Annotated in this window: 17 protein-coding genes, 1 tRNA gene and 1 pseudogene; 8 read left to right on the top strand and 11 right to left on the bottom strand. The window is 71.4% G+C overall.

What is annotated here, in order from left to right; translation table 11 throughout:
- Nucleotides 1-64: 64 nt before the first annotated feature.
- The 7 genes and pseudogenes from ETAA1_RS16195 to ETAA1_RS16170 form a co-directional block, all read right to left on the bottom strand.
- Nucleotides 65-1456, bottom strand: a complete 1392-nt coding sequence (locus tag ETAA1_RS16195) for a vWA domain-containing protein (RefSeq protein WP_145240206.1) — start codon at nucleotides 1454-1456, stop codon at nucleotides 65-67.
- An 89-nt stretch (nucleotides 1457-1545) separates the two neighbouring features.
- Complete coding sequence (locus ETAA1_RS16190) at nucleotides 1546-2676, bottom strand: AAA family ATPase (protein ID WP_145240204.1); 1131 nt, start codon at nucleotides 2674-2676, stop codon at nucleotides 1546-1548.
- 115 nt (nucleotides 2677-2791) lie between these two features.
- Nucleotides 2792-3010: pseudogene (locus ETAA1_RS32030) on the bottom strand (DUF6398 domain-containing protein); the annotation flags it as partial.
- A gap of 43 nt (nucleotides 3011-3053) precedes the next feature.
- Nucleotides 3054-3971: a metallophosphoesterase gene (locus ETAA1_RS16185; protein WP_145240202.1), complete on the bottom strand. Its 918-nt coding sequence runs from the start codon at nucleotides 3969-3971 to the stop codon at nucleotides 3054-3056.
- A gap of 64 nt (nucleotides 3972-4035) precedes the next feature.
- Nucleotides 4036-7788, bottom strand: a complete 3753-nt coding sequence (locus tag ETAA1_RS16180) for a bifunctional RecB family nuclease/DEAD/DEAH box helicase (RefSeq protein WP_145240200.1) — start codon at nucleotides 7786-7788, stop codon at nucleotides 4036-4038.
- Nucleotides 7789-8018: 230 nt separating this feature from the next.
- On the bottom strand, nucleotides 8019-8834 hold the full coding sequence (locus tag ETAA1_RS16175) for an alpha/beta hydrolase family protein (protein ID WP_145240198.1): 816 nt from the start codon (nucleotides 8832-8834) through the stop codon (nucleotides 8019-8021).
- 33 nt (nucleotides 8835-8867) lie between these two features.
- Complete coding sequence (locus tag ETAA1_RS16170) at nucleotides 8868-11138, bottom strand: Kelch repeat-containing protein (RefSeq protein ID WP_145240196.1); 2271 nt, start codon at nucleotides 11136-11138, stop codon at nucleotides 8868-8870.
- Nucleotides 11139-11443: 305 nt separating this feature from the next.
- On the opposite strand from ETAA1_RS16170, the gene ETAA1_RS16165 reads away from it, so the two are divergent.
- Nucleotides 11444-11518, top strand: a tRNA-Pro gene (locus ETAA1_RS16165).
- A gap of 688 nt (nucleotides 11519-12206) precedes the next feature.
- Here ETAA1_RS16165 and ETAA1_RS16160 read toward each other — a convergent pair.
- Nucleotides 12207-13670, bottom strand: coding sequence for a DUF1501 domain-containing protein (locus tag ETAA1_RS16160; protein WP_145240194.1), 1464 nt, complete (start codon nucleotides 13668-13670; stop codon nucleotides 12207-12209).
- Nucleotides 13671-13706: 36 nt separating this feature from the next.
- Nucleotides 13707-15026: a DUF1501 domain-containing protein gene (locus tag ETAA1_RS16155; RefSeq protein ID WP_145240192.1), complete on the bottom strand. Its 1320-nt coding sequence runs from the start codon at nucleotides 15024-15026 to the stop codon at nucleotides 13707-13709.
- Nucleotides 15027-16338: 1312 nt separating this feature from the next.
- Between ETAA1_RS16155 and ETAA1_RS16150 the strand changes: the two genes are divergently transcribed.
- The 4 genes from ETAA1_RS16150 to ETAA1_RS32020 all read left to right on the top strand — a co-directional run bounded on the left by ETAA1_RS16150 (nucleotide 16339) and on the right by ETAA1_RS32020 (nucleotide 17490).
- The gene (locus ETAA1_RS16150) at nucleotides 16339-16722 is read left to right on the top strand and encodes a sigma factor (protein ID WP_145240190.1); all 384 of its coding nucleotides are present in this window, start codon (nucleotides 16339-16341) and stop codon (nucleotides 16720-16722) included.
- A 29-nt stretch (nucleotides 16723-16751) separates the two neighbouring features.
- Nucleotides 16752-16964, top strand: coding sequence for a hypothetical protein (locus tag ETAA1_RS16145; RefSeq protein ID WP_145240189.1), 213 nt, complete (start codon nucleotides 16752-16754; stop codon nucleotides 16962-16964).
- Between the two features lie 96 nt (nucleotides 16965-17060).
- A complete protein-coding gene (locus ETAA1_RS32025; RefSeq protein ID WP_202920169.1) occupies nucleotides 17061-17276 on the top strand; it encodes a hypothetical protein in 216 nt (71 codons plus the stop codon).
- Nucleotides 17277-17316: 40 nt separating this feature from the next.
- Nucleotides 17317-17490 carry a hypothetical protein gene (locus ETAA1_RS32020; RefSeq protein WP_202920168.1) on the top strand — a complete coding sequence of 58 codons (174 nt, stop codon included), beginning with the start codon at nucleotides 17317-17319 and terminating at the stop codon, nucleotides 17488-17490.
- Between the two features lie 906 nt (nucleotides 17491-18396).
- On the opposite strand, the gene ETAA1_RS16135 is transcribed toward ETAA1_RS32020, so the two are convergent.
- Together ETAA1_RS16135 and ETAA1_RS16130 are read right to left on the bottom strand one after the other, a co-directional pair.
- Nucleotides 18397-21102 (bottom strand): serine/threonine-protein kinase, encoded by a 2706-nt coding sequence (locus ETAA1_RS16135; RefSeq protein ID WP_145240185.1) that lies wholly within the window; start codon nucleotides 21100-21102, stop codon nucleotides 18397-18399.
- A 75-nt stretch (nucleotides 21103-21177) separates the two neighbouring features.
- Complete coding sequence (locus tag ETAA1_RS16130) at nucleotides 21178-21753, bottom strand: ECF-type sigma factor (RefSeq protein ID WP_145240183.1); 576 nt, start codon at nucleotides 21751-21753, stop codon at nucleotides 21178-21180.
- Nucleotides 21754-21980: 227 nt separating this feature from the next.
- On the opposite strand from ETAA1_RS16130, the gene ETAA1_RS16125 reads away from it, so the two are divergent.
- The 3 genes from ETAA1_RS16125 to ETAA1_RS16115 all read left to right on the top strand — a co-directional run bounded on the left by ETAA1_RS16125 (nucleotide 21981) and on the right by ETAA1_RS16115 (nucleotide 24893).
- Nucleotides 21981-22895, top strand: coding sequence for an ATP-binding response regulator (locus tag ETAA1_RS16125; RefSeq protein WP_145240181.1), 915 nt, complete (start codon nucleotides 21981-21983; stop codon nucleotides 22893-22895).
- A gap of 88 nt (nucleotides 22896-22983) precedes the next feature.
- Nucleotides 22984-23436: a response regulator gene (locus ETAA1_RS16120; RefSeq protein WP_145240179.1), complete on the top strand. Its 453-nt coding sequence runs from the start codon at nucleotides 22984-22986 to the stop codon at nucleotides 23434-23436.
- Entirely contained in the window at nucleotides 23433-24893 is a 1461-nt protein-coding gene (locus ETAA1_RS16115) for a hypothetical protein (protein ID WP_202920167.1), read from the top strand. The genes ETAA1_RS16120 and ETAA1_RS16115 overlap by 4 nt, the downstream gene beginning before the upstream one ends.
- Nucleotides 24894-24896: the final 3 nt, after the last annotated feature.

The following is a 24896-nucleotide window of genomic DNA, read 5'->3' as shown; positions in this document are numbered from 1 at the left end:
CGAACGGGGTCAGGCCGGGGCGGACACGGCGTCCGTCCGGGCCGAACCCGCGGGGGCGGAAGGGCTACAGGGAGAGCACCCGGCCGACGCCGTCGGTGTCGGGTGCGAGTGAGCGAACCTGATGGACCTCGTCGCTGACCAGTGCGAGGTCGCCGGGCGGGCTGTCGACCACCAGGGTGACGAGCCGGGCGCGGGCCGCCACCTTCCACGCCAGGAAGGTGTCACGGATGCCGCCCGCTATCCTGCACCTCGCGTCGGTCACGAAGATCAGGTCGGTGACCCCGGCCGGGGCCTTCAGCTCGGCGTACATCCGGGGCATTTCCTTCACGGGCACGTCGAGGTCGGACCCCTTGCCGATGAAGGCGGCGAGCCAGTCCATGAGTTTCGCCTCGTCCCACCGACCCGGCGGCAGGGCCAGCAACCGTTCGCCACTGTCGCCGCTGTAGGCGACCAGGGCGCACCACCGCCGCTGGTGCCGGGCAACCCACGCGAGGGCCAGGGCCAGGGCCTTCGCGGTGTGGGCCTTGTCCCCCTCCATCGACCCGGACTCGTCGATGCAGACGATCACCGGCCCCTTCCCGACCGGCTCGACGGCATGGTGCTCGCGGCACATCGCGTCGCGTTCGACGATCCGGCGGAGCGTGTCGAGTTCCAGCTCGGGGAGCATGAGCCGCGACAGCTCGACCGGCAGCAGGCGGCCGACGTCGCCCCCCGGCTCGACGCCGACGACGTCGTCGAGCCCGTGCGTCTGCTTCATTCGCTGCTTCGACTGCGCGACCCGCCGGAACCGCCCGGCCAGCTCGCAGATCCGCCGCAGCGTCGGGTCGCTCCGCACGCGCTTAAACAGGGCGGCGACGGCCCGCGGGTCGTTGCTCCCCGGCGCCCCCGGCCCCATCCCCAGCGCCCCAGCGGCCTCGTGCAGCTGGGCCACCTCCGTGCAGGCCGCGGCGACCGCCCGGCCGACGGCCCGCAGGGTCGCCATCTCGTCGCCGGGCGTGCCCCCGGCCGTCGTACCGGCCGCGTGGTCCTTGGTGTCCTCCTTCTTGAGTCGTGCGAACTGCTCGGCGAAGTGGGTCGCCGCGATCGCCGCGGCGGTGTCGTCCAGCCGGGTGGCGGCGTGCAGGGCGCGGTACTCGGGCGTGTCGAGCATCTGGGTGACGAACTGGTGCCGCCGCGGGTCGGCGCAGGTCTCGACCAGCCGCGGGTCCGGGTCGAACCCGGCCGCGAAGAAGTCGGCGGCGGCGAACGCGTCGGTGCCGGCCCCCTTCAGCCGGTCGCTCTCGGCGACGAGATCGCGCCCCCGCCGCAGCCCCCACGCGTCCACCTCCAGGGCGGTCGGGCGGGCGTCGGTCGCGGGGAGCGGGCCGGTGCCGCCCGCGAGTACCCCGGTCTCCTTCGGCGCGTCGGGCGGCTTGCCGTCCAGGTCGAGCATCTTGAGCAGGTCGTTCGGGTCCATGCCTCCTCCGGTTGATGGGACGCCACGTCCGGCGCGCCGACCCCTTCGGTCGCACAAAGATGGTCTGCCGGGTTGTGGATGAGTGCGGGTCAGACGGCCTCGATCGAGGCGAGCTTGAGCCGTCGGAGCTGGTCCTTCAGGTACGCCCGGGCCGTCTCGACCCGGCCGTTGCCCTTGAGCGTCGACAGCTGCCGGTCGATCTCGGCGAGCTTTGCGGCGGCCTTCGCGGCGTCGGCCAGGTTCCGCACGTCGGCCGCGGCCAGCACCTGCTCGACCTCCAGCAGCAGCTGCGTGACCCGCATGCCGACGGGGTTGGCGATCCTGGCGATCACCTGGGCGGCCTTCTGCGGCTGCTCCTCGGGCGCGTCCCACAGGCAGTGCTGGGCGACCTCCAGGTGCTCGGGCAGCACCTCGTCGGAGCCGCACAGGTAGGCGAAGGCCCGCACCGCCCCGACCGTCTTGAACTGCCGCCGGTCGCCCGGCTGGATGCCCTCCCGGGCCAGCTCCTTCAGGATCACCTCCAGGGCGTCCTTCGCCTCGTCCGACCACGGCAAGGCCAGGGCCTGCCGCCGGGCCTGCTCGACCTCGGCCGGGGTCACCGTGGTGGAGAGCTTGGGGGCGTGGTCGCGGGTCCACAGGAGCCGCTGCCGGCCGGCCTGGGAGCGGATGGGTGAGACGGCCTTCCGCAGCAGGAAGCGGTCGCTGAGGGCGGCCAGCTCCTTCCCGGTGTCCGGCGACGCCCACTCGTTGCTCGCCCCGAGGCAGAGCTTGAGCGGCACCCGCCGGGCGACCCCGTCGCCGGCGTCGTAGACCCGCTCGTTGAGGATCTTCAGCAGCGTGTTCAGGATCGCGGAGGACGCCTTCATGACCTCGTCGACGAACGCGTAGTCGGCCTCCGGCAGCTTGCCGGTCGTGACCCGCAGGTACTTGTCCGCCTTCAGGGCCGCGAGGCTCACCGGCCCCATCACCTCTTCCACCGTCGTGAACTTCGTGAGCAGGATCGAGAACTTCGACCCACCGGTCCACGACAGGACGGAGTCGAGCAGCAGCGACTTCCCGCACCCCGGCGGGCCGACCAACAAGATGTGCTCGTTGGCGACCAGGGCGGTGAGGACGAGGTCCACCTCGTCCTCCCGCTCGATGAGGGCACTCGACAGTTCCTTGCGTGCCTGGGCGAACTTGTCGCGGACGGGGTCGGTGTCGGGGCGGACCAGCTTCATCTCGACTTCCTCCAGGAACGAGAAAAGCCCCGCCCACACGATAAAAGTGCGGGGCGGGGCCGTGTGGGTGGAAGGGGCCGACGGGTAATCGGCTTCCTAATTATTCTGACTCGTATTAGTTGTTTCTTAAGCTCGGTATCGACTCGCACCGGGTCGCCGGCGGATGCGTCGCGTGCCAGCGCGGGCTGCCATCGGCCTCGTCCCACTCCACGACGCCGAACACCTTGTCGACGGCCGTCAACTTCATGCGGGGTTGCTGGCTGCGGTCATTCAGGATGTTCACCCGCCCAATCGTCCGCACGATACCGCACGCCCGGGTGGTCGCCCCCCTTCGGGAACGCGTTGACGATTTTCTCCCGGCGACATCGGCTTGTCTCCTAAGCCCGCACGAAGTTCTCGTCGCTCAACGTCGGCTCACCATTCCAGCGGTAGCCGCACAGGAACCCACCCTTGGCAACGCTGTAGTCGAGGCACGCCACGTTGTCGGCCAGCACTCCGGGGCGCTGCGCCGACAGCCAGTAGTGGCCGACGAAGACGGGCTTGCCGGCCACCGGATAGGGGGCGGCGGCGGCGACCACCTGCTCGTCGAGTGCGAGGTCGCAGGCGATTTCGTCGGTCTGGAGGGCGTACGTCCGGTAGGTGTGGCCGTCCGGGGCCGCGTACCAGCGGGTGCGAATCTCGGTGCGAACGTGCCCGTCCTTGTCCCGGAAGGACGCCCCCTGCGGGAGCTTGCCCTCCTTGCCCTTGAGGATGACCTCGACCGGGGCGAACAGCGGCCCCCCCGTCCGACACGCCGCGTGCAGGAAGTCGTCGGAAGCGCCGCCGAACTCCCGCAGACCCCCGGCGACCTGTCCTATCGCCCGCTCGTCCCAGCAGGCGTGGACGGCCCGCACCCCGTCGAGGTCGAGCCACAGGGGGAGGCTCCGAAACCACCCCAGGTGGGACCGGAGTTCCGGCGGGGGTAGCTGCTCCAGGGTCGCCCGGTGCTGCGCCACGTTCTTCGGCGTCCGGCGGCGGAGGTGCTCGCCCGGCCCGTCCCGGTCCCCGGTGTGGTAGGCCAGGGCGTTGAGTTCGTGGTTCCCCATGACGGCCAGGGCGTGACCGCCCTCGACCATCGGGCGGACGGTCTCCAGCACCCGCCGGATCTGCGGCCCCCGGTCGATGAAGTCGCCGAGGAAGACCACCTTCCGGTCGGGGTGGCGGTAGACCCCGGCTGCTATCTCGTAGCCGAGGGTCTGGAGCAGTTGCTCCAGTTCGTCGGCGTGGCCGTGAATGTCCCCGATCAGGTCGTACATCGTTCACCTCGAACAACTCGTCGCCGACCTGATCCGCCCGATCCCGTCGCCGGCGCGAGGCGGCCTACCGGCCGCCCCACACCTGGACCGGCACCCCGTCACGTTCCCCCTCCCACAGGAGCGTGGTACAGGTCCGCAGGAGGAGGTTCTTCCACAGCAGGGCGTTGGCGAACGTCTCCTCGTCCGGGCTGAACAGCTCGAACACGCTCCGGCTCGCCACCAGCACCATCTTCTGTTTGGCGCGGCTGACGGCCACCGTCAGCCGCCGCGGGTCGAGCAGGAACCCGGCCGCCGCCAGCAGGTAGCCCCGGTCGCTCTCGGTCGCGCTCACCATGACGACCGTCCGCTCCCCGCCCTGGAACCGCTCCACCGTGTCCACCGCCGACCGGGCCGGCAGCCCGGTCGCCGGGTCGACGATGCTCAGCTCCGGGAACGCCTGCTGGAGCGCGGCCCGCTGCGCCCGGTGCGGCACCACCACCCCGAGCCCGCCGGCCGGGTCCAGCCCGTGCCCGGCCGGGTCGACCAGGGCCTTCAGGACCGGGCCGATCAGGGCCTGCTCGAACGGGTTGCGGACCTGGCTCCCGCACTCGTCGTGGACGACCACCACCAGCGGGTACGCCGGGTCGAGCACCGCCGCGGTGAACGGGTCCGCGAGCGGCCGGGCCGGGAGCAGGTCGGTCTTCTTCGAGTGGTAGGCGATCCCGTCGTGCCGGTACACCTCCCGCCGCAGGAACTCGGCCATCGCTGCGTGCAGCCGGAAGCTCTCGGCGAACCGGATCACCGGCGGGGGCGGTTTTTGCGCCAGCAGAGTGTCGAACAGGCTCTCGTACACCTGGTACTGTGCGAACGTCCGCCGGGCCTCGGCGTCCCAGTCGTGCTTCACGATCGGCGGCATCTGGCGGTGGTCCCCGACCACCACCACCGGGGCGTCGGGCTTCAGCGGGAGGGCGGCCATGACCGCCGCCGGGAGGCTCAGCTGGCTGGCCTCGTCGAGCACCAGCAGGTCGCACAGCCCATGGCCGAACACGGTCTTCGACCACTTCTGCTTGAGCAACTGGTAGGTGCCCCCGGCGGTCACCCCGACCACCACCCAGTCGTTCTCCTGGATCACGTCCGCGTTGTACTCCTCGTCCTTCCCCTTCTCGGCGTCCTTCGCCAGTGCGACCACCCCGTCCGGGGGCGGGTCGTTCGGGGCCACCCGGTACAGCGGCACGTCCAGCAGCCGGGCGTCGAAGTGCGCAGCGAAGATCTTCGGGTCGGCCGCCCGCAGCTCCCGGAGCTTCTCCCGCACGGCCAGCACGTTGGCCACCAGCACGTCGATGGCCGCGTGGGTGTGGCAGGTGAGGAACGCCCGGCACGGCCGGCCGGCCCGCATCGCCCCCTGGAGGCGGGCCAGGACGGCGAACGCCGTGGCGTACGACTTGCCCGTCCCGGGCGGCCCCTGGACGAGCAAGACCGGGGTCGCGGCGTGGACGCCGATGAACGCCCGCTTGCCCGGCTCGAAGTCGTGCAAGAGACCGGCATCCCGGAAGGCGTCGAGCCCGGCCAGGAACGCCAGTTGGCCCGGCGACCCCGCACCGTCCCCGGCCGCGGGCGGGTTCGCCAGCCGGGCGTACAGGCTGTTCGGCTGGCCCCCGCACAGCCCCTCGACGACCTTCGCGTGCCAGTACCCGGAGATGTCGTTCGGGCACGGGTCGAGCGTGTACGCTTCCCCCGCGGCGAGCGGCCGGCCGATGGCCGAGAAGACGAACGGCTTCATGCTGTCGTTGCCGAACCCGTCGGTCAGCTCGACCTCGGCGACCGCCTCCGCGGCCCGGCCGGCGGCGTCGGCCCGGGTCACCACCACCCGGCGGAACACCGCCCGGGTGCCGTAGAGCATCTGCTTCGGGGTCGGGGTGAACTCCGTCCGCTGGTCCGGCGGGAGCCGCTCGTCGGTCGTCCACCGCCGGAACACGACGACCCGCGCCCCGTCCCGCAGGGTGGACAGGAGGAGGGCCTCGTGGAGGTCGCAGTCGACGCCGGCCGCCTCCACCCGGAGCCGGACCCGGAGCCCGTCGGCCGACCACTTGCACTCGGCCGACTGCTCCTTGTTCAGCCGGAACGGCTTGTCGGGGTTGGCGGCCTTGAACGCCGCCGCGTACCCCTCGCGCTTGAGCCGCCGCCGCTCGTTCTCCCGGTTCTGCTCGGCGACTTCGGGCTCCTGGTCGGCCTCGTCGTACCGGACCAGCAGGCACTCGCCCATGAGCACCCGCCGCTCCGGCTGGGCGTGCCGGGTCGCCTTCCAGTCGGCGAGGGCGACCAGCCGCTCGATGGTGACGAACTCGTCCAGGGCGTGGGCCAGGTCGCGGGCCTTGTCCTCGTAGGTCGCCACGTCCGGCAGCACAAACGCCGTCTTGGCCGTGTTCGGGTTGCCGGCGACCGACCGGGTGACGTGTTCGATCGCCTCCAGCCGCCGTTCCTGGAAGGCGGTGACGAGGTCGGCCGTGGCCCCGCGGAAGTCGGCGAACTCGTCCCCCTTGCCGGGTGCCGGCTGTTGGAGCTGCCCCCAGGCGGCGTAGGCGTACTCCAGCGGGACCGAGCTGGCGAACCGGGACCGGCGGGTGTACCACTCGGCCTGCCCCTCGACATCGACCTTCCCCAGGTAGTCGAACAGCCGGGCCTTGAAGCGGTCCCGGAACGGGCGGGGCGTGTTCCAGTCGAACTTCAGGTAGGCGGCCAGGGACTGCAAGGACTGGCAGGTCATCGGGAAGTTCTTGAACGCCCGCACCTCGTCGGCCAGGTAGCTGGCGATCGGGGAGTCGAACGCCGCGAGCTGGGTCAGGAAGTCGTAGAGCGGCGGCGTGGTCCCCAGGATTGCGGGGAAGTTGCGGGCCAGCCCGTCGAGGAGCAGCCGCTGCTCGTGCCGGTCGAAGAAGACGACGTGGATCGGGGCGGCCTTCTTCTCGGCCGCCGGGTCGGACGGGGCGGCCAGCTCGACCACCGCGTCGAGCAGCCCGCGGGTCCAGCCTACGAACAGGTCGCGCTCCGCCGCCGCCGAGTCGGGCGGGCCGGCGGTCATCTTCACCACCGCCCGGCGGCGGGTCGGAATACCGTTCTCGCACGCCACGACCAGCGCGCCGAGGAGGTAGACCCGGCCTTCGAGGTAGTCGAACTGGGCGTCGACGTACACCCACACCAGGTTCGGGTTCAGGTCCGGGCGGGATACCGGCAGCGAGCTGTTCCCCTTGTCCGGGATGAACGGCAGGGCGGCGGTGCCGTCCTTCTTCGCCGACCGGCGGAACTGCCTGGCCCGGTGGACCAACTCGTCAAGCCGCGGGCCGACCGGCCAGGTGGCGGCCAGCGTCTTGACCAGGGCCTCGCGGCCCGGGGCAGGGACCAGGTCGGTCGTCGTGCCGCCGGCAGTGCTCGGGGCGAACTCCTTGAGCGTTGCCAGCCCGCAGATCGTCGCCACCCCGGCCCGCCGGAGGGCGTCCTTCTCGGTGCCGCTCAGGTACGGGAGGAGGGACAGGTCTTCCCGCTCCGCGCTCCACTTCATGCAGAACTCGGTGTACAGGCAGCCATCGCACTTGAACGACAGCGAGTACGGCAGGTCGTCGAACGGGGTGCCGGCGACCCGGCGGGCGGCCGAGGTCGGGCCGAGGACGAGGTCGCGGGCCGAATGGGCGTACGCCTCCGGGTCGGCGACCACCTCCAGCAGGTAGTCGCCGAGCCCGAACTCGGACTTCGCAGCGTCCCGGAGCGGGGCGGCGGCGGCCTCCTCCTCGGGCGTCGGGTCGACCGGCGGGCGGACATGCTCCGCGTCCTGCTGGAATTCCACCGACTGGGGGTGTCACAGGTCGTCCGCATCGACCGGCCCGTGTTCCATCTCGATTGAGGCGACTGGCCTGGCGATCGCACTCGGACCGCCGGCCGGCATTCCTCGGCTCCGAGGGACTGTCGGCGGGTCGGTCCGTATCGGCGGGGTCTACGCCTACACCGAGATCGACGAGATCTCGGTCCTGTTCCCCGGAACTGTGGCCCGTACGACCGCGAGGTGTAGACGACCCGTCACCGGCCGCGGTCCGCGTCCTCCTTCGGCAGCCGGCCGATCACGGCGGTCAACGCCTCCACGGTGTCGGCGTAGGTGGTCGCGTGGCCGCCGTCGGGGCGGTGGATGAGCGTGACCGATCGGCCGAGCGCCTTCAGCTTCTCGGCGAGCCGGAGGCAGCTCGCGGGCGGGACGACGGTGTCCTTCCCGCCGGTGGTCATCGCGACGGGCATGGTCAGCCGGTCGGCGTGCAGCTCGGCCGACCGGCTGCGGTACACCTCCGGCCGCTCCCTCAGCGTGCCCCCGTACGCCGCCGCGATCGCGTCCGCGAAGCCCTCGTACTCGACCACGTTCGCGGTGCCGTTCAGGGACACGCACCCGGCCACCCGGTCGGGGTGGAGGGCGGCGAACGCGAGCGCGGCCGTCCCGCCCATCGACCCGCCGGCCACGACTACCCGCCGCACCCCGTACTTCTCCTTCAACTCGTCGAGGATTTGCAGCACGTCGGCCTCGGCCGCCGGCCCCATCCACGAGGCCTTGGCCCGGTAGTCGGGGCTGACGAGCAGGAACCCGCGCGCCTCGGCGACATCCCGCGTTCCCTTGCACTCGCCCCGGTCCTGCTTGACGAACTGCCAGCGGTCGGACCCGTGGCCGTGGAGGGCGACGACGGCGGTGTTGGCCCGCTTCGCGTCGAACCCCGTCGGCGTCACCACCACGTACCGCTGCTCGGTCTTGTCCAGGCGGGCGACGAACGGCACGTCGTCCGCCGACCGGAGTGCGCCGGCCGCGGCCAGGAACGCGGCAACGACCGCTACGGGACTGAACGATCGCGTCATGAGCACGCACCCAAGTGGGGAAGCGGCGGGCGGTCACCGCAGCGGCGTCACGCGCGCCGTCGCGCGGTCGAGGCGCAGCGCGTGGACGTGGCTGTGCTGGCCGACCGCCCACACGAGCTTCCGCGCCGGGTCGTACATCAGCCCCATCGAGTTGCTGAACGCCCCCGCCCGGCCGACCGGGTCGTCGCCGGGGAGGTCGACCGACACCCAAGCGTTCGCCGCACAGTCGTAGGCCAGCCAGCGCCAGCCACCGGACTCGTCGCGCACCCGGCCGCCGATGAGCACCCAGTCGAGGTCCGGCAGGTACGCCGTCTCGCGGCAGTGGACGAGCGCCTGACCCGTCCCCGCCGGGTCGAGCCACTTCGCCTCGCCGGTCCTGAAGTCGTACGCGGCGACGTTCGCCTTCCTCGGGCCGGTGTCGCTGAAGAAGAGCAGCCGGTCGCGCTTCGTGTCGTGCGCCAGGCCGTGCTGGTCCGCCGACTTCGCCGGCAACTCGCCGCGCAGCGGCAGCGGCTGCCACGTGCGCGCGTCGTCGAGGCGCCACAAGCCGGCCTTCCCGGTCGTGCGGTCGTCGGCCCACACGACCGCGCCGGCCGGCGTGGCGCAGACGGTGACCGTGTAGAAGTTCGGGCGGTACGGGTTCTTCGCCGCCGAGCGCGACCACGCCTTCGCGTCCGGGTCGAAGAAGTACGTGTAGTCGTGCGGGGCGAACACGAACGCCCGCAGGTTCGGGTCGTAGCCGGTGGACTTGTAGGTGTGGCCGGTCATCCACGGGTTGCGGCCGAAGCTCCACTCGCCGCTCACCTGGTCGTTGCTGTACACGTACTCGGCCGGGTACTCCGGCGCGAACGGGATCGAGTAGCGGTCGGTCGCCACGTCGTACACCTGCGGGGCGGTGCCGCTGTACGCCGAGTGCCCGCCGGAGAAGCGCACGATCTTGTCGCGGCGCGTGTCGAACGCCGCCGAGCCCCAGTCCATGTTCATGAGCGGCCGCTTCGGCGTCGCGCGCACCACCCACCGGTTCGCCGGCAGCGCCGCGAGGCCCGCCGCCACCGCCGCCGGGTCGGCGGCGGGAACCCCGTCGGCGTACCACGCCGGGTCGTGCGAGCCGGTGCGGCGCACGGTCGCACCCGGGGTCGCGCCGAAGGCCACGGCGGCGGCCGGGTCGGGCTTCGACGTGTCGATCCGGCACGTCCACGCGCGGTTCTGCGCGTCGAGTGCGAGGACGGTGTCGCTCTCGTCGACCGCGGCCGCGAGGAAGACGTTCGCCGGGCCGAGGGGGCCGTCGGCGGGGCGCGACCAGCGGCCGACGAGTTCCCACCTGTCGGCGGCGGCGTCGAACGTCCACGCCTCGAGCGGGAGGGGGCGGTACAGCGGGGCGACGTACTCGGTGGTCGAGGTGTACGTGTACCCGCCGAGGAGAAGGAGCTTCCGCGCCCTCGGCAGCCACAGCAGCGCGTGCCCGGCGCGGGGCGTCGGCGAGACGGTCGGGCGGCGTTCGTCCCAGGTGCCGGTGGCGGTGTCGAAGACCCACGTGTCGGCGACGAGTTCGTTCAGCCTGTCGCCGCCGAAGAGGACGACCTTGCGGGCTACGGGGTCGTAGGCGAGGCGCGAGTTGGCGCGGGCCGGCGGCTGCTTGGTGGTCGTCACCGGCTCCCAGCGGTTGTCGGCGGGCGAGTACGTCCACGTGCCGGGGTCGCCGCGCTCGGTGGGGACGTTGCCGCCGCCGAAGAGGACGAACTTCTTCGCCGCGCGGTCGTAGCACATCGACGACCACAGCAGCGTGCCGCCGAGCGCCTGCGGGTGCGTCGCGGGCTTGAGGTCGGCCCACTCGCGGCGCGCCGGGTCGTAGCGGAACGTGGACCCGCCGGCGTAGAAGTAGAAGGCTTTCGAGTCGGGGTCGTAGTCGTACTTCTGGCCGAGGGAGAAGGTGCCGTACACGGTCCAGTTCGGGCGCGTCGTTCCGGCGGTGTCGGTGAGGCCCCACGCCTCGCTCGTCCACGCCGGCGCCGCCACCGGGCCGACCTCCGACCCCCACGTCGCGCCGGGTGGGAGTTCGTTGCGCCACCTCCCGGCCGGGTCGAACGAGAGCACGTCGTACGGCCGCGACTTCTTGTAGTCGCCCCACGACGTGCGCCCCCCGAGTACCAGGAATCGCTTCGCCGCCGCGTCGTAGCCGACGGGCACGTCCCAGCGCCGACCCTCGATGGCTGCGTCGGACTTCACCCAGACGTTTGGCTCGGCGGCGGTCGCGGTCGCGGTCGCGGAGAAGAGGATCACCAGGAGCCAGTAGAAGCGTCGCACGGTCGGCCTCCGTCTCGCGTGATGCGGCCAGCCCTCGTACTCCCACCGTACGGACCCGGCGCCGCCGGGCGCGAGGCGGCCGTGCAGGTCACCCGCCCCAAGGGCTGGATCCTGGAGTACGTCGAGGCCTCGCGCGCGAACTGACGGGGCTGAACGCGTGTCAGGGATCGTGGCAGGGAATGCGTCAGGCTTCGGGATGGAATGGGTGGAAAAGCACACTGGAATCTGATCGCGATCCCTGTAAACTGTGAGCGAGGTGGAATCGGCGAAAGCCGAAAACGCCTGAGTTCGTGTGCTTTGCGATTCGGGCCGTAGCGCAGCTTGGCTAGCGCGCTTGCTTGGGGTGCAAGAGGTCGTGGGTTCAAATCCCGCCGGCCCGACAAGTTGACCCCACACAACCCGCCAGGTTTCCCTGGCGGGTTGTGTCGTTTAACCGCGGCACGAGGCACACGGGACGCTCACGGACGCGCTGTTCAAGTGCGGCATACCGGCACCGATGTCGCGCGGCCGACCTGTGGCATTCGTTAATAATAATGTTCTTATTAGACATTAAGATAGTAGATTCTTTAATGCTATCCAGAAATGCAGTGAGCCGCAGCCCTGTCGGCTTGCGGCCCATGAGTTGAACTAGGACGACGGGGCTCGAACCCGCAACCACCGGATCGACAGGCCTGTGCCGAACCACGTCGATGGATAACAGAAGTAGTTTGCTGGAGTCATGTCTGGCCGAAGCTGGGGGTGCGGCAAGTCCGTGCAAACTCGTGCAGGATCGCGCAAAATGACGCGGTAATCGCGGCCTACCGGCTACACACCCGGTAGTCCGTTTCGGTGTCGTTGCCAGGGTTGAAGCAGCACCGTGGCACGAGTCCCACCCGGTTGGGGCAGGGCAGGGCGGGTACCCCGGATTGCATGAGCGTGCCGCCGGTCGAACGACGCCAGTTGCGGTGCCGCTTTGCGAATGAACGCATCGCAACTGGATTCTGCGCGCCGACCCTCGCGCCCCATGACCAATCGGGTAGCCTCCGGCGATCACCCGCGGAACCGCGCCGACGCACGTCGAGCCGCACGTCAGGTCACTGCTTCGCGGATCACGTCGCCGTACGGTAGCAGCGGTACCGGCCGGCCGAGGCGGTCGGCCACCGTGGCCTCGTGGTCGATCCCGAGGAGGTGGTACGCGGTCGCGAGCACGTCCTTCGCCCGCACCGGGCGATCGACCGGCGTCGAGGCGATCCGGTCCGTCCGGCCGATGACTCGCCCCCGCGCGCTGCCGCCGCCCGCGAGCAGGTTGCAGTACGCCCGCCCCCAGTGCCCGCGGCCGTCGCCGTCGAGCCGCGGCGTGCGGCCCATCTCGCTCAGCACCAGCACCAGCGTGTCGTCGAGCAGCCCGCGCACGGTCAGGTCGTCGACCAGCGCGGAGAACGCGTGGTCGAAACCCGGCAACAACTCGTTCCGGAGCCGGTTCCGCTGGTCGACGTGCGTGTCCCACCCGGTGTTGAGTTGGCCGAACTCGTCCCAGATGACGGTGACGAACCGGCACCCGGCCTCGACCAGCCGCCGCGCCTGGAGCACACCCTGGCCGAACAGCGTCAGGCCGTAGCGGGACCGAACCTTTTCCGGCTCGCGGTCCAGGTCCAGCGCGGTGCGGACGGCCGCCGAGTCCATGAGCGCGAACGCCCGCGCGCGGTTCTCGTCGAGCCGGCGGCCGGTGCGGGACGCGTCCGCGTCGCGCCGGGCCGCGTCGAACTGGTCGAGGAGCGAGCGGCGGGTGCCGAGCCGGTCGAGCGTCATGGCGTCGTCGAGGGCGGTGCCGGCCGCGAGCTCGAACCGGCTGCCGGGCGTGATGCCGAGGTGGGGGTCGCGGACCTCCTCGGCCGGCCCCCACGCCGTGCGGGTGACGGCCCGCAGCGCGTCGCCCCGGAACTCGCCCCAGATCGGGTCGAACTCGCCGCCGAGGTACGCCGCGTGCAGCCGCCCGTAGGGCGGCATGGTCCGCTTCGAGCTGAGGAGCCACGGCAGGACCACGTTGTCGGGCACCCGGCCCCGCGGCTTCGCTCCGCTCCGCTGGTGGTCGAGGAACGAGACCACCGAGCCGATGAACGGCCACTGCTCGGGGTGCAACTGCGTCTCCTCGATGGGGATGGTGCCCTGCGGCAGGCCGGTGGTCGCGTACTGCATCCCGTGGAAGTTCCACGGGTGGTTGAGCGACCGGATGAGGGTGACGCGGTCCATCACCGTCGCGACGCGCGGCAGGTGCTCGCAGATGTCGATCCCGGGCACGGTCGTGCGGATCGACTTCACGTCGCCGCGCACCTCGGCCGGGGCGTCGGGCTTCGGGTCGAACGTGTCGAGCTGGCTCGGCCCGCCGAACAGGTACAGCAGGATGACGTTCTTCGCCTTACCCCCGCTCGGCGTGCCGGCGGCGGGCGGGGTGTGTGCCCCCCCGGTGAGGAGTGAGAGCGGGCCGGCGCGGAGCAGGTCGCGCCGGGTGATCCCGTCGCAGGTCCGCTTCGAACTGCCGAGGATGCGGAGCATCGCGGGTACTCCGGGGCTACTCTGCCGCCGAACGGGTCACACCAGTTCGGTCACCGGCCGCGGGTCGTCGAGGAGGTAGACGGGGCGGCCGGTGTGGTCGGGGAGTGTCGTCGTCGCCGGGTCGATGCCGAGGTGGCGGTACAGCGTCGCCAGGACGTTCTGCGGCGTGTACGGCCGGCCCTCCGGGCGCTCGCCGCGGGCGGTCGTCGCGCCGACGACCTGCCCCGTCGCGAACCCGCCGCCGGCCACCACCGCGAATCCCGCCTGCGGCCAGTGGTCGCGGCCGCCGGTCGTGCCGCGCTGCGTCCCCACCCGCGGGGTGCGGCCCATCTCGCCCCAGATCACCACCGCCACGTCGTCGGCCAGCCCGCGGTCGTGCAGGTCGGTCAGCAGCGCGTGGACCGACCGGTCGTACTGCGGCAGCACCGCCTTCAGGCACGCGAAGACGTGGTCGTGGTGGTCCCACTGGCCGTTGCACGTCGCCGGCACGCCGTGGTTCTGCGGCGTGATCGACACCACCGGCACCCCGGCCTCGACGAGCCGGCGGGCGAGGAGGTACTCGGTCCCCTTGCCGTACTTCTCGCGGACGCGGGCCGGCTCCCGCGCCAGGTCGAAGGCGTCGCGGGCGGCGTTGGTCGTCATCATGTCGAGCGCCTGGGCGGTGAACGCGTCCATCCCGGCGCGGCCGCCGCGGCGATCGTCCAGGTCGCGGCGGGTGCGGTCGAAGGCGGCGAGGAGCGAGCGGCGGTCGTCGAGCTGGTCGAGGGTGACGGCCCGCGACCGGCCGAGGTTGGCGGCCTTCTCGCCGGGGGTGTACGCCTCGTGCGCCTTGCCGAGGAACCCCGGCCCGCCGACGTGGTTGACGTCGCCGAGGTACACGTAGGGCGGCAGCGGCGCGCGCACGCCGGCGTCGGCGCGGACGCGGCTGACGACCGACCCGATCGACGGGTGGTTGCCGCGCAGGTAGCCGGTGTACAGCTCCGGCCCGGTGTGCCCCTCCTGCTGGAAGCGCATGTTGCGGACGACGGTGAACTTGTCGGCGATCGTCGCGTGGAGCGGCAGGTGCTCGCACACGTCGAGCCCGACGACGTTCGTGCGGACCGGGCGGAACTCGCCGCGGTACTCGACCGGCGCGTCCGGCTTCAGGTCGTACATGTCGAGGTGGGACGGCCCGCCGTTGAGGTAGACCATGATGACCGCCTTCCCGCGGGTCGGCGGCTCGCCCGCCGCGGCCCGGGCGCGGAGCAGGTCGGCGAACGTGAACCCGCCGACGCACAGCCCGCCGGCGGTGAGGAACGCGCGGCGCGGGATGGTGCCGCAGCGGCAGTCATCGCGGCGGGAGTGAAGGGTGAGCACGGGGCGCTCGCGGGCGGGAGGGGTGGGCCGGCGGGGGTCGGCGGCGGGGCTGGCGGCCACGTCCACTTGTACCCGAACGCCCCGGACCGTTCAAGCGTCGGCCGGCGACGACGGCCGTGTCGCGTGGACCCGAAGCGCGGCGGAAAGGAGCAGCGGCGGATGCGAGAGTGGATCGGAGCGAAGGTATGGCCCGTGGCCGGGGCTCCGTCGTGTCGGTCAGTCGAGCACTACTCCAACGACGTCATCAGTTCGAGCGTGTCGAGCAAGGCGTCGTGCGCGGCGAGTTCGCCGGGCAGCCCGCCGCACACCTCGCGGACGGCGGCGCACCCGGTACGCGTCCTGCCACTCGGCGGTCAGGTCGTCCGGCTGTACGTCCGGAGCGGGGTTGTCCGACCACCTTCAGGAGCGCGACCACGTCGTACCGCATCGTCACGGTCCCCCATACCCGGGGGTTGCCCCGATCGTCCCTGACGCCGCGAACAGGGCGCCGCACGAGCAAGGGTTTCAAGGTTTTCGCCCGCCGTCACCCGGTTCCGGATCGTCCGGGTCATGACACCGGCGTGGACGACGGTGGCGATCGGTACGACCCCCGGGTAGGGGGTCACTCCGCCAGTCCCACCTCCACGGCGAACCGCCGTGGGACCTGGAGCAACTGCCCCGTTTACACGTCGCGGCATCGGCGGTCGCCGTTCGCCTTCGCCGGTTACGGGATGCCGTAGCTCTTCGGCCGGGCGCCAACGATTTCGGGTGCACTTGTTGAGAGTCTCCTCGTCGCGCACCGTGGCGGACTCGAGCAGAGTCCGCGTGGGCGGCGGGGTGTTCTGTCGCACGGCGTCCGCCGGGAGTACGAGGAGCACGTCGTCGGCCTCGAGGATCGCCTCGTCCTTGGCGGCTGCCACGCTCGCGCGGTCGAGGGCGTGGGTCTGCATCAATCCTAACAGCCCGTGGCAGCCGCGCTCCTTGAACCACGCCACGAGCAGCCGCAGGGGCTGCCCGAGATCGCAGTCGCGCATCTGGTGCCGGCCGGCACCACTCGCGTCCGCGACGCGAGCCACCGCGTCGCCGGAGCTGGCGGTCCGCGATTGGCTTGAGCCGCACCGCGGCGTCGGGTCGGGACCCGACGCGGACCCGCTGGTAGATCGCCGCCATTTCCTCTCAGGGCCTCCGTCCCACGACCGTGTTACGGCCGTGAACCCGCTGGCGTCTGAATCTCGGCCATCCGGCTGTCAGCATCTCCGGGGACGAGGAGCATCCGGCCCCGCCGGCCGCCACGTCGCCGACCGGCCCAGATGTCACGCGTCGGAGACAGACCATGTGCGTCACGCTGTCCGCGGCCCGACCCGGGCCAGCGGCCGAGGAGGCGTTCGCCGCAGCATTGCCGCGAGTTCAGGCGGTCGCCCGGTTCGCGACCCGCCGGGTGCCGTGCCCGGACGCTCGCGAGGAACTGGCGGCCGAGGCCGTAGCCCTCGACTGGCGGTGCTACGTCGCCCTCCACCGGCGGGGGAAGGACCCGGGGGCGTTCGTCACGACCATCGCCCGACGCTCGGCCCAGGCGGCGCTGGGCGGCAGTCGCGTGTGCGGATCGAGAAGCTCCGCGACGCCCTCTCGCCGCTCGCCCGGCTCCGCGGCCGGTTGCGAGTTGAGCGGCTCGGGGACCGCGTGCCGGGTCGGCGCCAGCGTCCGGGAGAGGTCGTAGCGGCGGAGCTGGTGGCGGCCGATCCGCGGATGAAGGTCCCGGACCAGGCCGCCTTCCGCGTCGACTTCCCCCGGTTCCGCGAGGAACTGACGCCCACAACTCAGGCCGCGCTGGACCTGTTGGCGGCGGGGTGGGGGACGGGGGCGGCCGCGGCCCGGCTCGGCGTCACCCCGGCCCGCGTCAGCCAGCTCCGCCGTGAGCTGGCCCAGAAGTGGGCAGCGTTCCACGACGGCCCCGCGTGACCAGGAGCGTCAACACGAGAGGGGGTGGGGGATGTTCGCGACGATCCTGGGTCCCTTGGTGGACCGGGTCAAGGTGCTCCTGGCCGCCCGGGCGCGGTGCAGGAGCTGGAGGCCGAATGCCTGGCCGGCGCCGCCGGCCGGGCCGGCGGCCTCGACCGGCTGGCCGCGGCGTGGTCAGCGGACGGGCTTGATGGGGCCGCGGCCGAGGTCCAGCGGCGGTCCCGCGGGCTGAAGGCGGCGGACGGTGACGGGCCGGGCGGGCCGCCACCGCCAGCGCTGCTGGGTGCGTGCCGCAAGCCGCGGCCGCGGTGACGGGCCATATTCGACAATCGGAACCGGAGGGAGGTGGGTGATGGGTGCGCGTCGGAAGCTGAACCAGTTGCACGCGACGGGGGCGGCGGTCCTGGCCGGGTTCCTGGGGCTGGCGTTCCAGTCGTGGTGGGCGTTCGTGGCGTTCCTGCTCGGGCTGCCGGGGCTGGGGGTGTGGGGCGGGAGCATCAGACGCTCCGGCCGGTTGGCCCGGTAGCAGAGATCCCCGGCCGGTCAGCTCGACCGGCCGGGGTTCTTGTTAGCCGTCAGCGGGGCCGCCGACCGCTGTGGGGTGACCGCGGGGGCCCGACCTCGCACGACGCACGACGCTTCCGACCCTCGGCACCGGGGTTCGGGGCCGGCTCGAATAAGCTGCCGCGTGCGGAGGGACGGAACCGGCCGCCCGTCGGGCACGATGCGTCCGAGGGTCGGACGGGTCGTACGTCGAGTGGCGTCGCGATGGCCCGTGCGACCACCATTCGTGATGTCGGTACGCCAGACGCTGCACGACGCTGCACGACCCTCGCCCAAGTCGAGTCGTAGGCACCGCCCGACGGTCGGAAGGGTCGTGCGTGGTGCGGTGGAGGCAGTGGGGTGAGGCGGAAGGGGGCGTGCCGGGCCGGCTCGGCGGGATGGGACATCGCGGTCACCCGGCGGGTGCGGTTCTCGTCGGCTTCGTCGATCTCGCCGCCCGGGTCCGGGCGGGGTGGGGTGCGGCTATCGCGCCCGCCGTACGCCCACTCCGTCCGCGTGGTCCTGCTATCGCGAGGGCCAGAAGGGTCGTGCGTCGTGCAGGACCGTGGCGAGAAGGCCAGCCCCGAACGAGAACCACCCTCGGCGTGTCGGACCGATCGCGCATCGTGTGATGCATGCGACCCGTGTCGGTGTTGCAGCTGTACCCAGGGGCATCGTGCCTTGCAACTACTCCCCGTCCAAGATGCGGGCTACGTGCCATCGCGAGGCCCCACCAGACGGCAGGGTACTGGCGGCACTTCTCAAAGTCCTGCTCTCACGTGACCGTCGACGTGCCCGACAGGGGTGCGGCTCCCGGCGCCGGAGCAGACCGTTAGGTTCGTCAAGGAGTCGAGTAAGAAGTGACTGTGGGTGCCGCAGGGCAGGCGGTTCACTCTTTCACTTCGACTCCCAAGAGTGCGGCTGCCTCGGCCCGGAAGCGCTGGATCTCCTCCTCCCTCGGCTTCTTCTTTACCATCCAGCCCGCGGCCCGGTCGTACCACTCGCGGGCCGCCTCTGTCCGGCCCAGCTTCCAACTCGCCATGGCAAGGAAGAACCAGTCCTCGCAGACGTACCGTTCGTCGTCGCAGCTCGCCAGGCGCAAGGACGTGTGGAGGGCGACGACCGCCTCGTCCGGATTGCCGGCGTAATAGTGCGCGACCCCGAGCGTGTTCCAGTAGTTGCCGAGCCGGTCGCGGCCGGACTTGTCCCGATCGTCGTGTTGCTTGACCGACAGCGCTACTACCTGCCTGGCCAGGTCCACGGCCTGGGCAGGGTCGCGGTGCGTGGTCTCGACGCACGTGGCGAGTTCCCAGGCCAGCCCGTTCAGGGGGTTCGGGTCCGCGGGGAGGAGCTCGGCAGACCTCCGGAAGTGGACGATCGCTTGCCCGCACCGTCCCCGCAGGCGCAGGATGTTGGCGAGGCTGAAGTGGGCGGGGGCATGATCCGGGTCGAGTTCAACGACCGTCTGGTAGTAGGCCATCGCCTCGTCCAGCTTTCCCACCGTGTGCAGGGCGTGGCCGAGGTACCAGTTGGCCGTAGGGCTGTGGGGGCGGACGGCCACGGCGATTCGGCGGAAGGCGATCGCGTCGTCCCACGCCGGGGACTTGAGGGATCTGAGGCTCCAGCCCAGGCTGGCGTTGATGGAGTAGTCGGTGGGGTGCCGCCTCTGAGCCGCGCGGAGGAACTCGACCGACGCCTCGACATCGCCGGCCGACCTCAGGGAGTCGCCCAGGGCCGCCAGGACCCGGGTGCGGAGCCGAGTTGGGTCCGCCTCGGCAGCGAGTTCCCGAAGGGCCCTCAGGTCCCCGGCCTCGGCCGCCGCGTTGTAGCGCATACGCCAGGGGTCGGGGCCGGCCGCCCGGGAGATCGCCTGCAGCTGCTGCCAGCGCGCCGGGTCAAGTTTTCGGGGGTCAGTTCGCAGCGCGGAGGCCCACCGGTCGAGCGCGAGCACCAGATCGAGCTTGATGTTGCTTTCCGCCACGCGCGCGGCCGCCGCCTCGGGCGGAAGCGCCCCCACGTCGATCCCGGACGCCTGGAACACTCGGGCGTATTCGGCATAGCCCTGGTCCCGAAGACCGAGCGCGGCCGAATCGATCAGGATCTCCTCGAGCCGCGCGGCGGACGTGAGTTCGACGAGCCGTTGCTCGACGCGGCGGCGCAGGCCCTCGTCCCCGCCCCCGGCACCCAGGACGCCACGAGCCTTCTGGACCTCGGCCACCGCCTCGGGAAGTTTGTTGTCCGCGTAGAGGGTGTCGGCCCGCTGCAGAAATACGGCGACCTCGGAAGCTGTCCGCACCCGTTGCGCCGCCCGGTCGGATGCCACCCAGGCGAATCCGCCGACCAGGACCAGGAACATTACGACCAGGAGAGACGCGCCGGCGAGCGCCTGCTTGTTCCGGCGGGCGAACTTCCGCACCCGGTACCCCACCGACGGCGGGACGGCCAGCACCGCCTCGCCGGCGAGGTAGCGCTGCACGTCCATCGCCAGCCCGTTGGCCGTCTCGTATCGGCGGTTGCGGTCCTTTTCCAGGGCCTTCATCACCAGCCAGTCCAGCTCCCCGCGCACGAGCGTGAACAGCCGCCGCGGCTCGACGCCGCGGTTGGCCGAGACGGTGCCCGCCGCCGGCCCGAGGGTGCTCAGCCGGGTGCTCGGCCGTGGGGGCTCCTCCTCGCGGATGATCTGTCGCAACTCGTCGTAAGCGGCCGTGCGGAACCGCTCCTTGTCGAATGGCGTCGTCCCCGTCAACAGCTCGTATAGCAGGACGCCCAGCGAGTAGATGTCGCTCCGCGTGTCCACGTCCAGTCCGCTCAGGCCGGCCTGTTCCGGGCTCATATAGAGCGGGCTGCCGACCAGCTGTTGGAACCGGGTGTAGACCGTCTTGTCGGTCAGCTGCTGCCCGACCGCCTTGGCCACCCCGAAGTCGATCACCTTGGCAGTCGGTGCGCCGTCACTCCCGGCTACCAGAACGTTGGACGGCTTGATGTCGCGGTGGATCACCCCCTTCTGGTGGGCGTGCTGCACCGCCTGGCACACCTGGACGAACAACTCCAGCCGCTCCCGGAGGCCCAGCCGGGCCTGGTCGCAGTATTCGGTCACCGGGGTACCCCGGACCAGTTCCATGACGAAGTAGGGCCGGCCCTGGTCGGTGACACCGCCGTCGAGCACCTTGGCGATGTGGGGGTGGTCCATGAGCGCCAGAGCCTGCCGCTCGGCCTCGAACCGGGCGACGACCTCGCGCGTGTCCATCCCCGGCTTGATCACCTTCAAGGCGACCTTCCGGCGGATCGGGTGACGCTGTTCGGCCACGAACACGACCCCCATCCCGCCCTCGCCGACCGGCTCGATCAGCCGGTAGGGGCCGATCACCGTGCCGGGGCCGTCGATGGCACCCGTGCCGACGGTCGTCTCCAATCCGGGGGGCTGGTCTTCCAGGAAGCCGCCGGCGCGGAAGTACGCGGCCACCAGCCGCTCGACCTTCAGCCGCAAGGCGCGATCCTCGCCGCACGCGCGGGCGATGTACGCGACGCGGTCGGCGGCGGAGGTGAGTTCGATCGCCCCCGAAAAAATCGTGTCCAGAGGGTTGGGCGTGGACACGCCGAGTCTCCTGAGAGCCGGTCCTACCTCACCTGGCGCCGTCCCGGGCCGGAACGGCTCACGAAAAATGAGCACTCAGCCCGACGGCACGGGTGGATCGGTCAGGGCGGCGAACAGCCAGGCGCGGGCCAGGGCCCAGTGTCGCTTCGCCGTGGCGGGTGAGATCCCCTGGCAGGCGGCCGCTTCCTCGAGGGTGAGGCCGGCGAAGTACCGCAGCTTGACCAGTTCGGCCTTTCCCGGCTCCTCGCGCGCGAAGGCGGTCATGACCTCGTCCAGGGCGAGCAGGTCGGCGGCCCGGTCGTCCCGCGTCGGGACGGCCAGTTCGTCGAGGTCGACCCGGTCGCGGCCGCCGCCGTGCTTGGCGCGGAGTTTCCGCCGGGCCTGGTCGACCAGGATGCGGCGCATGGCCTCGGCCGCGGCCGCGAGAAAGTGGCCGCGGCCGTTCCAGGTCCTCGGCCGGCCGTCGCCGACCAGGCGCAGGTATGCCTCGTGGACCAGGGCGGTCGCCTGGAGCGTCTGCCCCGGCCGCTCGCCCGCCAACCGGGCGGCCGCGAGCTTCCGCAACTCGTCGTACACGAGCGGGAGCAGGTCGTCGGCGGCCGCCAGGTCGCCGGCCGCGGCGGCGTCGAGGAGCCGGGTGACGTCGGACATCAGCCCGAGTGTACCCGATCCGACTCGCGACCGTATCCGCAAACCGTCCATACCGGAGGCCGACTCCGGCTTCCGGCGGGACGGTCATTGCGTCCGAGCGGACGCGGGCGTACGCTACAAACCATCAGGTGCTCGTTAGTCGATTCCTCTCGACCCTTGGCCGCGTTGCCCGTTGCGGAAGCCGTGCCGGTTTCGTGGCTCGGGCCAACTGACGGGGAGGCCGACTCATGGCTTCGATCCTGGTCGTGGACGATTCGATGATCGACCAGCGACTGGCGGGTCGGCTGTTGCAGTCGCGGACGTCCCCGACCGACGGCCCGGAGCCGACCGGGTTCACTGTGACGTACGCGGCGAACGGCCGGGAGGCCCTCGCGGCCGTCGATCGCGAGGCCCCGGCCGTCATCGTCACCGACCTGCTGATGCCCGAAATGACTGGGCTGGAACTGGTCCGCGAGGTCCGGGCCAGGCACCCGCTCGTGCCCGTCGTTTTGATGACCGCGCACGGGAGCGAGGAGATGGCCGTGCGCGCCCTCCAGGCGGGTGCCGCGAGCTACGTCCCGAAGCGGGACCTGGCCCGCGACCTCCTGCAGTCGGTCGAGGCGGTCGTCGAGGCGTCCAAGACCCGGCGCGGCCACGCCCGGCTGATGAAGTGCCTGACCCGGAGCGAGGCCGACTTCGTGCTCGACAACGACCCGTCCCTCATCCCGCCGCTGGTCGGCCACCTCCGGGAGTGCGTGTTCCGGATCAGCAGTGCGGACGAGACGGAACTGGTCCGGGTGACGATGGCGCTGCGGGAGGCGCTGATGAACGCCATGGAGCACGGCAACCTGGAGATGAGTTCCGACCTCCGCGGCCGCGACGACAAGGAGTACCACCGCCTCGCCGACGAGCGGCGGTCCGACCCACGCTACGCCGGCCGCCGGGTCCACGTTACCGCGCGGGACACCCCGGCGGAGGCCGTGGTCGTGATCCGCGACGAGGGGCCGGGGTTCGACACCACGGCGGTGCCCGACCCGACCGACCCGGCCAACCTGGAGAAGTCGAGCGGCCGGGGGTTGCTCCTCATGCGGGCGTTCATGTCCGAGGTGCGGCACAACGCCAAGGGGAACGAAGTCGCCCTGATCCGCCGGCCGGAGTCGTGACCCCGCGCGCCGGTGCCCGGCCGTGATTCGTGGTAAGGTGAGGAAGCGGTCGAGTGGATTCGGAAGCATCAGCCGTCCGGAGGTCGCCATGAAAGTCCTGATCGCGGACGACGACCCCGTCTCCCGGCGCCTGCTCCAGAGCTACCTCCAGAAGTGGGGCTATGACGTCGCCACCGCCGTCAACGGCGCGGACGCCTGGCGGCTGTTCGAGCAGGAGGAGTACCCGATCGTCATCACCGACTGGGTGATGCCCGAACTGAACGGGACGGAGTTGATCCGCCGCGTCCGGGCCAGTCAGCGGCCGCACTACGTCTACGCCATCCTCCTGACGTCGCGGTCCCAGAAGGAAGACCTCGTCGAGGGGATGGAGGCTGGGGCCGACGACTTCGTGAACAAGCCGTTCCTCGCCGAGGAACTCCGCGTCCGCCTGCGGGCGGGCGAGCGGATCGTCAACCTCGAGCGGGCGCTGGCGGACCAGAATCAGGCACTCCGGGAGGCCCGTGCCGCCCGGGAGGGAACCGTCGACCGGCCGGACGCATGACCACGCGGGAGGACGGCATGGCCCTCGCCCCGACCGACCGGACCGCAAAGCCGGGCGCCCTTCAGAAGGCCCTGCAGATCAACCTCGACCTGGGCCGGTACGGCACCTTCGCCGAGATCGGCGCGGGCCAGGAGGTCGTGCGCTGGTTCTTCCGCGCCGGTGGCGCCGCAGGCACGATCGCCAAGAGCATCTCCGCCTACGACATGGCCGTGAGCGACGCCTACTACGGGCCGTGCGAGCGGTACGTGTGCCGGCAGCGGCTGCAGAGCATGCTCGACGCCGAGTTCGACGGCACCGTCCGCGAACTCGGCCCGGCGCGCGGCGGCGCGACCGCGTTCTTCGCGTTCGCCGACACGGTGTCGGCCCGCAACTTCAAGGGGACGAACGAGTGCCACGGGTGGATGGGGGTGAAATTCCAGGCCCGCCCCCGCGAGCCCGCGAGCCAGGTCATTGTCCACGTCCGGATGCTCGACCCCGAGAACGCCCAGCAGCAGGAGGCGCTCGGCGTCGTCGGCGTGAACCTGCTGTACGGCGCGTTCGCCCACCACGCCGAGCCGGAACACGTCCTCGACTCGCTCCTCGACGACCTCGGCGTCCAGCGGATCGAGGTCGACATGGTCGAGTTCTCGGGCGCCGCCTTCCGCGAGGTGGACAACCGGGTCATGAGCCTTCGGCTGGTGCTGCTCGGGCTGACCGACGCGGCCATGTTCGCGGCCGACGGGACGGTGCTCCAGCCGTCGGAGGTGCTGTACAAGCGGCCGATCCTGGTCGAGCGCGGCAGCTTCCGGCCGGTCACCCGCGTCCACCTCGACCTGCTCCGCTGCGCCCGCGAGAAGTTCCTGCAAGAGCCTGCGGTCCGCGGTGAGGCCGTCGTCCAGCTCGCGGAGGTGACCATGAGCAGCCTGCTGGCCGGCGGGGCGGTGGACCACCGCGACTTCCTGGCGCGGGCCGACCTGCTGGCGGCCGAAGGGCTGACGGTGCTCATCTCCGACTACTTCGAGTACTACCGGCTCGCCGCGTACCTCGCCCGGCACACCAAGCAGCGGATCGGAATCGCGCTGGGCGTCGCCGGCCTCCGCGAGCTGTTCGACGAGAAGTACTACGCCGGGCTTGAGGGGGGCATCCTGGAGGCGTTCGGGCGGCTGTTCAAGAACGACCTGCGGCTCTACGTCTACCCGCACCTCGACCAAGCCACCGGCGACTTGACCGCCGTCCAGAACCTGGAGGTCGCGCCGGGGCTGCGCAAACTCTACGGGTTCCTGGTGGACCGCGGCTGCATCGAGCAACTGAACAACTTCGACGAGAGGTGCCTGCCAATCTTCCCCGCCGACGTCCTCCGGAAGATCGCCGCCGGCGACCCCGCGTGGGAGGAGATGGTCCCGGCCGGTGTCGCGGGCGTCATCAAGCGCTGCGGGTACTTCGGTTACCGACCGGACGTGGTGCCGGCCCACGGCTGACGG

Origin of the sequence: Urbifossiella limnaea, from assembly GCF_007747215.1 — a bacterium.
GTDB classification, from domain to species: domain Bacteria; phylum Planctomycetota; class Planctomycetia; order Gemmatales; family Gemmataceae; genus Urbifossiella; species Urbifossiella limnaea.
Note: the sequence above shows the minus strand (reverse complement) of the source record. Positions and strands in the feature narration are given on the sequence as shown.